Source organism: Brucella sp. TWI432 (assembly GCF_039674445.1).
In the GTDB taxonomy this organism is placed as follows: Bacteria; Pseudomonadota; Alphaproteobacteria; order Rhizobiales; family Rhizobiaceae; genus Brucella; species Brucella chromiisoli.
The window spans coordinates 89,214-103,191 of record NZ_JBDJNL010000013.1 but is presented as its reverse complement, the minus strand read 5'-3'; the positions used below and the strand labels follow the sequence as shown (position 1 = coordinate 103,191).

The window sequence follows — 13,978 nt, the reverse complement described above, 5'->3', positions numbered from 1 at the left end:
ACGCTTTCATCAGAGCGCGGGCGCGCCGTGAAGTTCTGCTTTAAGGCTGTGGAATTGCAGCTTGAAACAAACAACCCGGACCACGGCCAGGCACAGGATAGCATCAACATTACCGGCAGTGCGCCGGACGACTTCCAAATCGGGTTTAACGGCCGCTACTGCCTCGACATTCTTGAGGCGGTCGATTCCAAGGAACTGACCTTTGAACTCAGTGATCCCGGCTCACCCTGCAAAATCACGCCAACTGATACCCCAGGCAGCGGCGAAAAGCCTCTTTTCGTGCTGATGCCAATGCGGGTGTGAGGGGTGACTATGGTTGATCAGAAAGCGATAGAAGCAGCAGGCAAAGTTATTTTTGGCGACATGTTTGCTGTTCCAGAAGCCGAAGATCCTGTCTGGGTTAAACAGACATGGGGTCGGGTAGAGGCTGCGCTATGCGCCGCGCTTATGCATATATCAAAGGACGCAATGGAATCCATTGCTTGCTGCCAAGTGCGTGCCAATGCACTGCATGAGGCCGCTGACTGGCATGAGCATGAAGCTGCGAGGAAGCGGACTTGCGCAGTTAAAAACAGGACACTTCGCGCACAAATTGCCACCCATTTGGTGAGTGCAGCGGCTATCCGATCTCTCATAACTGCAAATGTTGAGGCGAAACATGGCTGAGAATACTCCCCTTACTCGCTTTGATGAGTTGTTGTCAGAAGGCGAAATTTGCAAACGGTTCTCGGCCCTTCTTGGTTCGAGGGAATTGCGCCGAGCGCGCCAGAACGGCGAAATCACGTATGTATCCGGCAAGAAGGGGGCGGTGCTCTACCATCCGTCTGATGTTGCCGCCTATTTGTCGAACAAGGAAATAACATGTCAGAACGGCTCTGGGAGTACGGGGATTATTGGATTGGAACCGAGAGCAACTCCGATAACCTCTATGCCTACTGGTACAACAAGCGAAAGCGAAAAGTTGCTCGCCGATCACTTGGCACGAAAGTTCTCAGCCAAGCGCAAGACCAACTTATCGAACTCGTCGGAACACTCCAGGCAGAAACCGGACGCTCACCAGAGCGCGTGATGATATTGGCTGCTCTTGATCATTATTATGAGAACAGTGCCAAAGCCAAACCGTCAGGCGCACAGGTATTTCATGCCATTTCTATACTGAGAGAGTTTCTGGCTGAAAAAATGCTTCCGACCGCCAGCGTGGCTTCATTCGGGCCTATCAGACAGCGTGAGTTTATGCAGTGGAGCCGCGAAAAGTTCGGACACAGCCCGGCCTATATTGCTCGTAACCTGTCGGTGGCATCGGCTGCGTTTCAGATCGGCAAGAAACTTCTGGTGGTGAAAGATAAGTTCGGCAACGATCATGAAGTACAGCTGCTTGATAATGCGCCTGATGTTGTGACCCAAGCGAAGATGGTGGCCGAGCTTCTAAACCTACCTGAACCTCGCCCACGTGACTGGATTCCAACCTTTGAAGAATTTGGTCATTTCATCAATAAGATAGGAAAGCGGCAAGAGAATCTCTTTCGCTTCGTGATCCTATCGCTCAACACATGGGCTCGACCTGAAACCAATATTGATTTTCGGGATACGCCAGAGCGGGTCAATCGGCGGTTTGGGGTGGTTGAACTTAATCCGCTTAGCCGCCGACAAACCAATAAATATCGGCCAAAGATACGGTTAACAGAGAATCTGCAGGGATGGCTGGATAAATGGAAGGCCGAAGAAGAATCGGAGCCGGAGAAAAGATCACCTGACGCGATCGGCGCGCCAATGATGTGGAATGGCCGGCCTGTCACGACGATGAAACGGACATTCAAACGTCACGCAGAATATTGCGAGCTACCTCAGTTCACGCAGGCCACAATTCGTCATTTCATGGCGACAATGGTTCGCCGCGAAAAGCCGCGCGTGGATAAGGAACAGCGCGATGTTTGGCTTGGTCATGACGAAGCCAGAACCGCAGATGCCTATGAAGCGTTTGATCCTGAATATCTGGCTGACGCAATGCGTGCGACGGATGCGGTCATAGAAAAACTACAAAAACATACACTGAAACCGCTATTTGCACCCAAGGTGCACCCAAGCGAACAAAAAGAAGCAAATCAGGAAGTTTAGAGTTTTGAATAAAAGCCTTGATTATCAAGGGGTTCGAATGGTGGGCGTAACAGGGATTGAACCTGTGACCCCTACAATGTCAATGTAGTGCTCTCCCGCTGAGCTATACGCCCATTCGATGTGGCGCATACACCATATCGCGTTGCGCCCGTCAATGCTCTTTTTGAAGTTTTTTGTCTTTTTCGTGAATAGTTTATCGTATGCCAGGAATGCCACAGGCAACTCAAAAGCATTGTGCGTCCGTATGGACGCACAAACAGGCGCATTGCTTGTAAAAACCGGTTCCTGCGTTGGAATGGTTTGGTTTAGGCAGCGATCAGCATCTTTTCGATTTCGTTCACCAGATCGCGCAGATGGAATGGCTTGGAAAGCACTTTTGCGTCGCGCGGAGCGTCCGAATCGGGGTTCAATGCAACGGCAGCGAAGCCGGTGATGAACATGATCTTGAGATCCGGGTCGATTTCCGTCGCACGGCGCGCGAGCTCAATACCGTCCATTTCCGGCATGACAATATCAGTGAGCAGCAGCGAAAACGGTTCTTCGCGCAGTCTTTCATAGGCGCTTGCGCCATTGTCGAAATGGGTGACGTGATAGCCTGCTTTTTCCAGTGCTTTCACGAGGAAGCGACGCATATCATTATCGTCTTCAGCTAGCAGAATTCTTTTCATTGGTCCGTCCGAATTTCATGTCGTCCGTTCGCAAGGTGCAGCGAAGATAACGACTCATTTTGCACACTAGAAAACGCGCTTTTGGTAAATATGAAATGAATGCTCGCGCAAATGTTAATTGTTATGGCCACTGTTTGGCAACATGCTGTTATGTGTTACAGCTTTGCACGATTTAAGAGGCCAGCCAATAGGAGGAAAGGTGGTGGCTTAAAATTTGGATATTGCATCGGGCCGGACTAGAATAAGGTGCTACTTTTGGTGCAAATTGATCAGGTGGCGCGCTGTCACAAGGCAATCGAAACGGGTTGACGTATGAGTCTGGAACGCGATTTTCATCTGATCCCCCCTTTTGAGCTTTGCGCGCCTGCGCAGCAGCGCATTCCCTTTGTTTTCAATTCCCCCCATAGCGGCCGCGCCTATCCGCTCTCATTCCTTGAAGAGACGCGTCTCGACCCGCTGGCAATTCGCTATTCGGAAGACTGCTATGTGGATGAACTTTTTGCGACGGTGCCGCGCTTGGGCGCGCCTTTGCTTAAAGCACATTTTCCGCGGGCGTTTCTCGATGTAAACCGCGAGCCCTATGAGCTTGATCCGCGCATGTTCATTGAGCCGCTGCCGCCCTTCGTCAACAGCCAGTCTGCACGCGTGGCAGGCGGTTTGGGAACAGTGCCGCGTCTGGTTGGCGAGGGGCAGTCCATTTATTCGGGTCGTATATCGCTGCGGGAAGCTTTTTATCGCATCGAAGATATTTATAAGCCCTATCACCGCGCACTCGATGATCTGCTGAAGTCCACCCATGAGCGTTTTGGCTATTCTGTGCTGATAGATTGCCATTCCATGCCGGGCGGTACGCGCGTGGGCGAACTAAGTGACCGTCCTGATTTCATTATTGGGGATCGTTTTGGCCGTTCATGCAGTGAGCAGCTGACGCAGGCTGCGATGGAACTTCTTCAGGGGCTTGGCTATACGGTTGCCCATAACAAGCCCTATGCGGGCGGCTTTATCACGGAACATTATGGTCGGCCTGCCCAGTCGTGCTTTGCCCTGCAGATCGAAATCAACCGCAGCCTCTATATGAACGAGCAGAGCTTACAGAAGCTTGTTGGCTTTGACGCACTTTGCGCTGATCTCTATCAGTTTCTGAGTGACCTGACATCTTTGCCGGATGAGCTTCTGGTCATGCCGTCACTCGCAGCGGAATAGGGCTGCCAAAGACGCTGGAAACTCCAAAAGTATCGTAGATAAAAAGAGCCGCGCCCCAATGAAGAAGGCGCGGCCAAAGACTAGGGAGGAAATGCCCCGAAAGGCACCGACAGGACAGCCTGTCTGACCTTTAAGTTATGCTGAAAAGCCTGATAGGTCAAGAAATTACGCATAATTTTTGGGCTAAATCTATTTTGCTCAAATTATGTGCATTGTTGGTATGGATTGCATAGGAATGCATCACGTTATGGAAATGGGAGATTGGAATTGCTGATCGACAGGGCATTTTTTTCCGAGGTCGCAGCGGCGGCGGCAGCTGAAACCTTGCCAAGGTTTCGCAGGTTCAACGAGATCGATAATAAATACACTTCGGGATTTGATCCGGTGACGGAAGCCGACCGTTCAGCGGAGCGTGCGATTCGTGCAGTGATCGGGCGCGAGTTTCCAGAACACGGCATTCTCGGTGAAGAATACGGGCCCGAAAATATTGATCGCAGCCATGTCTGGGTTATCGATCCTGTTGATGGAACCCGTGCTTTCATTTCGGGTTTGCCCGTATGGGGAACGCTTGTAGGTCTGACTGTCGACGGCGATGCCAAGGCAGGCATGATGTCTCAGCCTTTTACGGGCGAGTTATTTTATAGCGACGGTGAAGGGTCTTATCTGGTGCGTGATGGCGTCGAGCAGCGTTTAGCTGCGCGCTCACAGGCCACTCTTGAAGATGCAACCATGTTCACGACCACGCCTGCGCTCTTCAAAGGCGAATTGCGCAAAGGGTTCGATCGACTGGAAAATTCCGTGCGTCTGTCGCGATATGGCGTCGATTGCTATGCTTTCGCCATGCTTGCGGGCGGCTTCACGGATATTGTTGTTGAAGCAGGCTTGCAGCCCTATGATATTGTCGCGCTGATCCCGATCATTGAACAGGCAGGCGGTGTTGTCACGCAGCGCGATGGGGGGCCGGCAGAAAAGGGTGGCGATATTGTTGCAGCCGCATCTATAGAGCTGCATCAGGCCGCACTGGAGCTGATCAACAGCTAAATGAGTTGAGTTGGCTCTGTGCTTGCTATTTCTGTTTCCGAATTGCCGGGAATGAAGGCATCAAAGGCAGCCAGAGCCTGCTCACGATAGAAGTCAGCCTCCTGAAGTATCTCGTGGCGGGCACCATCGACGACCACGAGCGAAATATTGCGCGTGCGTGCTGCAAAGCGCTCAATCGCCGGTGTGGAAACCACCCGATCATTACCGGCTGCAATAATCAGAACAGGGACAGCCGGTCCCTGATAAAAATCTGGTCGGTTGATGCGCGATGCGGTTTCAAGCGCGCCTGCAATCCAGCGTATGGTCGGGCCGCCAAGCGCCAGATCGGCATGGCTACGGACAACTTCCATATTGCGCATGAAACGCGCGGGATCACTGGTCAGCGGGTTATTCGCAAAAGGCCGGTTCATCATTTTGCGCCCTGCTGCGGCATAAAGCCTGCCAAAGCCGATCATGCGCAAGGCAATGGTGATGCGGCGCATCTTGTCATCGCTTGATTGCGATCCGCCAAGTCCCATCAAGGGTGCACAAAGCACAATCCGGGTTATGCGTGATGCAAGCTTTGGGATCGACGCATAGGCAATCAGTGCACCTGCTGAATGCGCCAACATATAAAAGGGTGGTGGGCAGTCTGGCAGAACAATGTCAGTGAGAAACTGATCAAGATCATTGGTGTAATCGCTAAAGCGGCCCACATAGCCGCGAAAGCGGTCTTTGAGCAGCCTGTGCGATCCGCCTTGGCCGCGCCAGTCGAAGGTCGCGACATGGAAGCCGCGGTTTGTCAGGTCGGATATGGTTTCGAAGTATTTTTCGATAAACTCGTTGCGGCCTTGTAGCAAAACGATCGTACCACGCGATGGTTTTGTCGGTGATTTCACCAGTGCATAACGCAGACTCTTGCCGTCCCGCGTTTTGAACATGCCAGATTGTGTGCCCGCCGGTATGGGGTTGGCGTTGGTCTCAAAAAGAAAATCTGGCATTTCACTCGTGTGCCCAGGTTCGATATTCTAAGACCATTATAGCGGGCTAAACTATTACAAAAAGTAACCGGAAGCCTGAACGCAGACTTCCGGTTCAGAAAACAACCTGTGCAAGGGACGTTACCCAGGTTGAAATGTTTGATCCTTACCAGCCGCGCCCGGCGCGGCGCTCATCAAGAATGCGACCGCTGAACGCATCAACCACCACGATGACACGGCGACCGTTGGGGCGCGTGGCTTTAACGAAATAGGCGCCGCGATCTCGGCGTATATCGCCGACATCATAACCGCGGCGTTCAAGCGAGCGGGCGATGCGGCGCGGACTGATGATTTCGCGACGCATGGCTTCATCGCCCCAGCCCGGTCCGCGGCCTGGGCCTCTGTCTGGACCATCCCAACCGGGACGCGGTCCGCCGCGGGGCGGCATCGGCGGACGATAACCATCATCGTCATAGTACTGGGTCTGTATAAGCAGGCCATTATTGGCTGCGTAGGACTTTGTCGCGACTCCAGTCGCGATGGTGGCGAGTGCGGCAAAAGCAAGAAGAGCTTTTTTCATAACCGTGATCCTTTGATAAACCCGCCTCTCGGCAGGCATAGTGGGACGATAGCCCCAAGCACCTGAACGCTCGCCGAAGATGATGTTCATTTTTGGTTCATGGGGTGGCAAAGACCCCAATTTGCGGCTCCCAACCGATCAGGAGTTATTACGGCAAGTGATAAGCCGTGTAATTTTATCGAATTGTTGACGAAAAGGCATTGTCGGTTTTTTGCGCGGCCTGAAAAAATCGCTCTTGAAATAAAAAAGCAGCATTCCCAAATGAGTTTTGCGGTTGCCGATAACGGGATCGCCGGCACAAAGAATTCGCCAGAATGGGAGTTCTGCCGCCAATATAGTGCATCTTTGTCGCTCTTAAGGAGGGCTTACACATGCGTCACGTTGATTTTTCGCCACTCTATCGTTCCACCGTTGGTTTTGACCGTCTCTTCTCTTCGATGCTCGATACACTCGCATCGCCAGAAGGTTCGCAGTCTTATCCGCCCTATAATATTGAGCGGACCGGTGAGAACACCTATCGCATCACCATGGCCGTTGCAGGCTTTTCGGAAAGCGAACTTGAAATTGAAGCCCATCGCAATCAGTTGACCGTCAAGGGTCAAAAGGCTGAGGACGATGCGTCTGAAACCAGTGAAGTGCTTTATCGCGGCATTGCTTCGCGTGCTTTCGAACGCCGCTTCCAGCTTGCAGACTTTGTTGAAGTAGCCGGTGCAAGCCTTAAGAACGGCTTGCTCCATATTGATCTTAAGCGCGAAATTCCCGAACAGATGAAGCCGCGCAAGATCGAAGTCAGCAAAGCGCCAGTCGGCGATACGCAGCAGATTGAGACGAAAACCGCTCACTAAACTCTGCTGATATTCATCTATAAGGAAAGCGGCGCCATGTGCGCCGCTTTTTCATTGTTAAGCAATCAGCTTGCCGAACTGATCGACTTCTTCTTCTGTATTGGCAAAGCTTGTCACGAAACGCGCGAAAATCTCGCCTTCACTGATGCGGTTGACTTCAGAATGTGGTGGATTCCAGTCGTAGAAAATTGCGCCAGCTTCCCGCAGGCGATCATAGACCGACTGTTTCATGATCGCGAAAACTTCATTGGCTTCCGGCTTCCATGCAAGACGCATCTGACTGGATGCATCGATATGACGGGCAAGGCGCGCAGAAAGCGCATTTGAGTGCTTCGCGAGTTCGATCCAGAGATCATCTGCAAGATAGGCATCAAACTGCGCTGCGATGAAGCGCGTCTTTGAGAAAAGCTGGGCTGCGCGTTTGCGGATGAAAGGCAGGTCGCGTGCGCGGGCAGGGTCCATGAAGACAAGCGCTTCCGCACACCAGCAACCATTTTTGGTGCCGCCAAAGGATACGATGTCGACGCCCTGTTTCCATGTCATTTCGGCAGGCGTCATATCCAGCGACACAAGAGCGTTGGCAAAACGTGCACCGTCCATATGCAGCGGCAGACCCGCATCGCGGCAAATTTTTGAGATCGTCGCAATATGTTCAGGCTGATAAAGCGTGCCGACTTCTGTAGCCTGTGTGATGCTGACTGCCATCGGTTGACCGGCATGGACAAAAGCCGGATTGAAACGCTTGAGTTCGCGCTTGAGCAATTCAGGATCAATACGGCCCATGGCGCCATCAATCGGATGCAGGCGCGCGCCGCCGGTGAAATATTCCGGCGCACCGCATTCATCTTCGATCACATGCGCTTCGCGATGCACGAGAGAAACGCCACCGGGACGGTTGACGCTGGCGAGGGCCAAAGAGTTGGCCGCAGTGCCTGTACCGACAAAGAATACCGCGACTTCGCGTTCGAACAACTCGTTGAAACGCTGCTCCACGCGTTTGTCGATTTCGCTTGCACCATAGGCAGCAGCAAAACCATTGGCATGCAGCGAAAGGCTTTCAGCGATCTTCGGATGGGCACCAGCCCAATTGTCGGAAGCAAAATGCACGTTGTTCTCCGCTCACAATATGATCATCTATGGGAGGTATATAGACGCAACGGTTTACCGGCGTAAGACCAGTATGCGCGAAAAAGCAGCCGGCCGCTGCCACTTTTAGAAGCTTTTACTGCGTGCAGCGAGGCGCGCCAAACTGACGCAATCAGTCTTTTGCGCAACTAAATGTTTGTCGAACACGTTTCTGCGACATTTTGTTTCGCAATAAGCTCAAAAAAATCAAGTTTCCATCTTGTGAGCGAATTTGAATTCTGTCATACGTAATTAGGACAGCAATGCTGACTAATTGTTCGGCGCTGTCCAATTCAACACTGTGATAGGCTGGTGTCTCGCTGGGACATTTTCTTGTCGCAGAAAGAGAGTGTCGTGCAATCGGACAAACCGGCGGTAGCGGCATTCAATTAAGACAGGGGAGTTTGGTGCGCCATTCTGGCGGGCTGAGGTCGCTTGTCCGAGCCTGAAAGACTAAGGCGCTTAAACAATATTCCCCCGCGGCGGCTTTGACCGTACGCCCCCGGAACGTCGTCCAACGCCTTTTCGACAAGGCTCCCATACATCTAAACTAAAGCGTATGCCGAAAAACGTGAAACGGTTTTCGGATCAGACGCGCCTCGTAATCAGTTGCGGAACGAATAGTCGTTCCGGTTCATTATCGTAACGCGCGCAGGGTTGTGCGCTCTTTGGAGGAAATGACGATGCCGCATTTGACGCCATCTGTATCGCATGTGGATTTACACAACGGTCAGAACGGAACGGTCAAAGCTGCGACCAATTCCACCAATGCCACCCGAAAAATGCGAACTTCGGCGGGTACACCGCCCGCCCAAGGCCTCTATGATCCGCGCAATGAACGTGACGCCTGTGGCGTTGGCTTTATTGCGCATATGAAGGGCCAGAAGTCGCATCAGGTCGTCGAAAACGGCCTCAAGATGCTTGAAAACCTCACCCATCGCGGAGCCGTTGGCGCCGACCCTCTGATGGGGGATGGTGCAGGCATTCTGGTGCAGATTCCAGATCGCTTCTTTCGTGAAGAATTGGCGCGTCAGGGTATCGATCTGCCGCAGCCCGGCCATTATGCTGTCGGCTATCTGTTCATGCCGCGCGACGCTGAATTGCGTGCGCATATTGAAGAAGTCGTCAAGGAAGTGATTGGCTCGGAAGGTCAAACCTTCATCGGGTTCCGTCAGGTGCCGGTTGATAATTCTTCGCTGTCCAAAGCCCCTGAAATTGCCGCGACTGAACCTTTCCACGTTCAGGTTTTCATCGGCCGTAGCGCAATCATTGAAAGCGACGATGAATTTGAGCGCCGCCTGTTCGTGCTGCGCAAGGTCATTTCCAATCGCATTTATCAAGAAAACGACGGCGACGATAAGGGCTTCTATATTGTCTCCATGTCGGCGCGCACCGTCGTTTATAAGGGCATGTTCCTGGCCTATCAGGTGGGTGCCTATTACAACGATCTGAAAGATCCGCGTTTTGAAAGTGCTGTGGCGCTCGTTCATCAGCGCTTTTCAACCAACACTTTTCCGTCATGGCGTCTGGCCCATCCTTATCGCATGGTCGCCCATAACGGCGAAATCAACACGCTGCGCGGCAACGTCAACTGGATGGCTGCCCGTCAGGCATCTGTGGATTCGGAGCTGTTCGGCAACGACATTTCCAAGCTCTGGCCGATCTCTTATGAAGGCCAGTCGGATACGGCCTGTTTCGATAACGCGCTCGAATTCCTGCATCAGGGTGGCTACAGCCTCGCACATGCGATGATGATGCTGATCCCGGAAGCATGGTCGGGCAACAAGCTGATGTCGGAAGAGCGCCGTGCGTTCTACGAATATCATGCAGCTCTCATGGAGCCATGGGATGGTCCTGCCGCCGTTGCCTTTACTGATGGTCGGCAGATTGGTGCAACGCTCGACCGTAACGGTCTGCGTCCGGCCCGTTATCTTGTGACAGACGATGATTTCGTCATTCTGGCTTCCGAAGCGGGCGTTTTGCCTGTCGAGGAAAAAAAGGTCGTCAAGAAGTGGCGTCTTCAGCCGGGTCGTATGCTGCTTATCGATATGGAAGAAGGCCGTATCGTTTCAGATGAGGAAATCAAGTCGCAGATCGCGCAGAAGCATCCCTATAAGCAGTGGTTGGCAAACACGCAGCTCATTCTGGAAGACTTGAACCCGGTCGAACCACGTGCGCTGCGCAAAGATGTGAGTCTCCTCGACCGTCAGCAGTCCTTCGGTTACACGCAGGAAGATACCAAACTTTTGATGTCGCCAATGGCCACCACCGGTCAGGAAGCCATCGGTTCGATGGGGACGGATACGCCGATTTCGGCCATGTCCGACAAGTCGAAGCTGCTCTACACCTATTTCAAGCAGAACTTCGCGCAGGTCACCAACCCGCCGATTGATCCGATCCGTGAAGAACTGGTGATGAGCCTTGTCTCTTTCATCGGTCCGCGCCCGAACATTTTTGACCTGGTTGGCACCTCGCGCCGCAAGCGTCTGGAAGTGCGTCAGCCGATCCTGACCAATGGCGATCTCGAAAAAATCCGTTCCATTGGTCACACGGAAGACCGTTTTGACACCAAGACGCTCGATATTACCTATAATGTCGGTGAAGGCGCGGCGGGTATGCATGGTGCGATTGAGCGTCTGTGCGACCGTGCGGAAGCAGCGGTTCATGGCGGCTATAACATCGTTATCCTGTCGGACCGTCAGGTTGGGCCGGATCGCATTCCGATCCCGGCGCTCTTGGCAACGGCTGCTGTCCACCATCACCTGATCCGCAAGGGTCTGCGGACTTCGGTCGGTCTGGTTGTTGAATCGGGTGAACCGCGCGAAGTGCATCACTTCGCTTGTCTTGCCGGTTATGGCGCGGAAGCAATCAATCCGTATCTCGCCTTTGATACGTTGCTCGACATGCATCGCCGCCGCGAGTTCCCGCCCGAAGTCGATGAACATGAAGTGGTCAAGCGCTACATCAAGTCGATTGGCAAGGGCATTCTCAAAGTCATGTCCAAGATGGGCATTTCGACCTATCAGTCCTATTGCGGTGCGCAGATTTTCGATGCTGTTGGCTTGCAGACGAGCTTTGTCGATCAGTTCTTCTTTGGCACAGCAACGAGCATCGAAGGCGTTGGTCTTGAACAGATTGCGGAAGAAACCGGGCGTCGTCACACCGATGCGTTCGGCAACGACCCGGTTCTGCTGACAGCACTCGAAGTCGGTGGCGAATATGCCTACCGTATGCGCGGCGAAGCGCATCTCTGGTCGCCGGATGCGGTTGCGAAATTGCAGCACGCTGTGCGCACCTCGAACCCGGATACGTTCACAGAATACACGTCCATGCTCGACTCGAAGGCGGCACAGGCAAAGACCATTCGCGGCCTGTTCGATATTCGTTTTGCAGAAGCAAGTGGCCGCAAGCCGGTCGCCATCGAAGAGGTTGAGTCCGCAGCCGACATCGTCAAGCGCTTCTCGACGGGTGCGATGTCGTTTGGCTCGATCTCGCGTGAAGCCCATACGACGCTTGCACGTGCGATGAACGCCATTGGCGGCAAGTCGAACACGGGTGAGGGCGGTGAGGAGCCGGATCGTTTCTATCCTCTGCCGGATGGTACGCCAAACCCTGAACGCTCTGCGATCAAGCAGGTGGCATCGGGCCGCTTCGGTGTGACGACCGAATATCTGGTCAACTCCGATCTTATCCAGATCAAGGTTGCGCAGGGTGCAAAGCCGGGTGAGGGCGGTCAGCTTCCGGGCCATAAAGTTGATGCAACCATTGCCAAGACGCGTCACTCGACGCCCGGCGTTGGCCTCATTTCGCCTCCGCCACACCATGACATTTATTCGATCGAAGATCTGGCGCAGCTGATCTATGATCTCAAAAACGTCAACCCAACCGCCGATATCTCGGTCAAGCTGGTGTCGGAAGTGGGTGTCGGTACGGTTGCGGCCGGTGTAGCCAAGGCGCGCGCCGATCACATCACCATTTCGGGCTATGATGGTGGCACCGGTGCATCGCCGCTGACATCGCTCAAGCATGCCGGTTCGCCATGGGAAATCGGCCTTGCCGAAACCCACCAGACGCTGGTGCTCAATGGTCTTCGTTCGCGCATTGCGCTGCAGGTTGATGGTGGTCTTCGCACTGGTCGTGATGTCATCATCGGGGCGCTGCTTGGTGCCGACGAATTCGGGTTCTCGACCGCTCCGCTGATTGCCGCTGGCTGCATCATGATGCGCAAGTGCCATCTCAACACCTGCCCTGTGGGTGTTGCCACACAGGACCCTGTTCTGCGCAAGCGCTTCAAGGGCACGCCCGAACATGTGATTAACTTCTTCTTCTATCTCGCAGAAGAAGTGCGCGCATTGCTGGCAGAAATGGGCTTTACCAAGCTTGAACAGATCATCGGCGAAACGGAACTGCTCGAAAAGCAGACCATGATTGATCACTGGAAGGCCAAAGGCCTCGACTTCAGCCGTATCTTCTACAAGCCGGAAGCCGAGAAGCACGAAATCTTCTGGACCGAGCGTCAGCATCATCCGATTGAAGATGTTCTGGATCGCCAGTTGATTGCCGAAGCCATGCCAGCGCTGGAAAACAAGACGCCGGTCAAGATTGATGTCGCCATCAAGAACGTCGACCGTTCGGCAGGTGCAATGCTTTCGGGCGAAGTGGCCAAGCGCTTCCGTCATAAGGGTCTGCCAGAAGACACCATTGCCGTTACCCTGCGCGGTACGGCTGGCCAGTCTTTCGGTGCGTTCCTTGCCCGCGGTATCTCGTTTGAACTCATTGGTGATGGCAACGACTACATCGGCAAGGGTCTTTCGGGTGGTCGCATTGTCATACGTCCACCGGAAGACACGCGGATCGTGGCTGAAAACTCGATCATCGCAGGCAATACCGTGCTTTACGGAGCGCTTGAAGGCGAGTGCTATTTCCGCGGTGTGGCTGGCGAGCGTTTCGCCGTGCGTAACTCGGGCGCGGTCACGGTTGTCGAAGGCGTGGGTGATCACGGCTGCGAATATATGACGGGTGGCGTGGTTGTCGTTATCGGTCAGACTGGCCGTAACTTTGCGGCGGGCATGTCAGGCGGTGTCGCCTATGTGCTTGACGAAGAAGGTGATTTCGCACGGCGCTGCAACATGGCGATGGTCGAGCTGGAACCGGTGCCGGAAGAAGATGACATGCTTGAAAAGCTGCATCATCACGGTGGCGATCTGATGCACAAGGGCCGTGTCGATGTATCGGCAAACATGACGCGCCACGACGAAGAACGTCTGGTGCAGCTGATTGCCAACCATCTGCATTACACTGGTTCCACGCGTGCCAAGGACATTCTCGATAATTGGGAGAGCTATCGCCCGAAATTCGTGAAGGTCATGCCGGTCGAATATCGCCGCGCTCTGGAAGAGATGGAGCGTATGCAGATCGGCGTTGCAGCTGAGTAAAAGTCAA

The 13,978-nt window shown here is 53.5% G+C and carries 10 protein-coding genes, 1 tRNA gene and 1 pseudogene; 7 read left to right on the top strand and 5 right to left on the bottom strand.

What is annotated here, in order from left to right:
* From ABE527_RS16390 to ABE527_RS16380, 3 genes and pseudogenes are all read left to right on the top strand, one after another.
* Nucleotides 1-303: pseudogene (locus tag ABE527_RS16390) on the top strand (DNA polymerase III subunit beta); the annotation flags it as partial.
* A gap of 9 nt (nt 304-312) precedes the next feature.
* Nucleotides 313-666 carry a hypothetical protein gene (locus tag ABE527_RS16385; RefSeq protein WP_499695020.1) on the top strand — a complete coding sequence of 118 codons (354 nt, stop codon included), beginning with the start codon at nt 313-315 and terminating at the stop codon, nt 664-666.
* Nucleotides 667-861: 195 nt separating this feature from the next.
* Nucleotides 862-2,115, top strand: coding sequence for a site-specific integrase (locus ABE527_RS16380; RefSeq protein ID WP_499697582.1), 1,254 nt, complete (start codon nt 862-864; stop codon nt 2,113-2,115).
* 38 nt (nt 2,116-2,153) lie between these two features.
* On the opposite strand, the gene ABE527_RS16375 is transcribed toward ABE527_RS16380, so the two are convergent.
* Nucleotides 2,154-2,228, bottom strand: a tRNA-Val gene (locus ABE527_RS16375).
* Nucleotides 2,229-2,420: 192 nt separating this feature from the next.
* The gene (gene cpdR / locus ABE527_RS16370) at nt 2,421-2,783 is read right to left on the bottom strand and encodes a cell cycle two-component system response regulator CpdR (RefSeq protein ID WP_007877205.1); all 363 of its coding nucleotides are present in this window, start codon (nt 2,781-2,783) and stop codon (nt 2,421-2,423) included.
* Between the two features lie 312 nt (nt 2,784-3,095).
* Here cpdR and ABE527_RS16365 point away from each other — a divergent pair, with 312 nt between their 5' ends.
* The gene (locus tag ABE527_RS16365; protein ID WP_499697581.1) at nt 3,096-3,986 is read left to right on the top strand and encodes an N-formylglutamate amidohydrolase; all 891 of its coding nucleotides are present in this window, start codon (nt 3,096-3,098) and stop codon (nt 3,984-3,986) included.
* A 267-nt stretch (nt 3,987-4,253) separates the two neighbouring features.
* Nucleotides 4,254-5,027 carry a histidinol-phosphatase gene (gene hisN / locus ABE527_RS16360; RefSeq protein ID WP_499697580.1) on the top strand — a complete coding sequence of 258 codons (774 nt, stop codon included), beginning with the start codon at nt 4,254-4,256 and terminating at the stop codon, nt 5,025-5,027.
* Here the strand turns inward: hisN and ABE527_RS16355 are convergent.
* Complete coding sequence (locus ABE527_RS16355) at nt 5,024-6,007, bottom strand: alpha/beta fold hydrolase (RefSeq protein WP_499697578.1); 984 nt, start codon at nt 6,005-6,007, stop codon at nt 5,024-5,026. The two genes, hisN and ABE527_RS16355, sit on opposite strands and share 4 nt — an antisense overlap.
* A gap of 145 nt (nt 6,008-6,152) precedes the next feature.
* Entirely contained in the window at nt 6,153-6,566 is a 414-nt protein-coding gene (locus tag ABE527_RS16350; RefSeq protein ID WP_265986773.1) for an antifreeze protein, read from the bottom strand.
* 371 nt (nt 6,567-6,937) lie between these two features.
* Between ABE527_RS16350 and ABE527_RS16345 the strand changes: the two genes are divergently transcribed.
* The gene (locus ABE527_RS16345; protein ID WP_499697577.1) at nt 6,938-7,411 is read left to right on the top strand and encodes an Hsp20 family protein; all 474 of its coding nucleotides are present in this window, start codon (nt 6,938-6,940) and stop codon (nt 7,409-7,411) included.
* Nucleotides 7,412-7,468: 57 nt separating this feature from the next.
* On the opposite strand, the gene ABE527_RS16340 is transcribed toward ABE527_RS16345, so the two are convergent.
* Complete coding sequence (locus ABE527_RS16340; protein WP_499697576.1) at nt 7,469-8,518, bottom strand: threonine aldolase family protein; 1,050 nt, start codon at nt 8,516-8,518, stop codon at nt 7,469-7,471.
* 701 nt (nt 8,519-9,219) lie between these two features.
* Between ABE527_RS16340 and gltB the strand changes: the two genes are divergently transcribed.
* Nucleotides 9,220-13,971 (top strand): glutamate synthase large subunit, encoded by a 4,752-nt coding sequence (gene gltB, locus ABE527_RS16335; protein ID WP_499697575.1) that lies wholly within the window; start codon nt 9,220-9,222, stop codon nt 13,969-13,971.
* Nucleotides 13,972-13,978: the final 7 nt, after the last annotated feature.

What these genes read in the sequence shown, in the direction of transcription:
- ABE527_RS16385 (WP_499695020.1), top strand. Translation starts at nt 313, where the DNA reads ATGGTTGATCAGAAAGCGATAGAAGCAGCAGGCAAAGTTATTTTTGGC.
- cpdR (WP_007877205.1), bottom strand. Translation starts at nt 2,783, where the DNA reads ATGAAAAGAATTCTGCTAGCTGAAGACGATAATGATATGCGTCGCTTC.
- ABE527_RS16345 (WP_499697577.1), top strand. Translation starts at nt 6,938, where the DNA reads ATGCGTCACGTTGATTTTTCGCCACTCTATCGTTCCACCGTTGGTTTT.
- gltB (WP_499697575.1), top strand. Translation starts at nt 9,220, where the DNA reads ATGCCGCATTTGACGCCATCTGTATCGCATGTGGATTTACACAACGGT.
- ABE527_RS16380 (WP_499697582.1), top strand. Translation starts at nt 862, where the DNA reads ATGTCAGAACGGCTCTGGGAGTACGGGGATTATTGGATTGGAACCGAG.
- ABE527_RS16355 (WP_499697578.1), bottom strand. Translation starts at nt 6,007, where the DNA reads ATGCCAGATTTTCTTTTTGAGACCAACGCCAACCCCATACCGGCGGGC.
- ABE527_RS16365 (WP_499697581.1), top strand. Translation starts at nt 3,096, where the DNA reads ATGAGTCTGGAACGCGATTTTCATCTGATCCCCCCTTTTGAGCTTTGC.
- ABE527_RS16350 (WP_265986773.1), bottom strand. Translation starts at nt 6,566, where the DNA reads ATGAAAAAAGCTCTTCTTGCTTTTGCCGCACTCGCCACCATCGCGACT.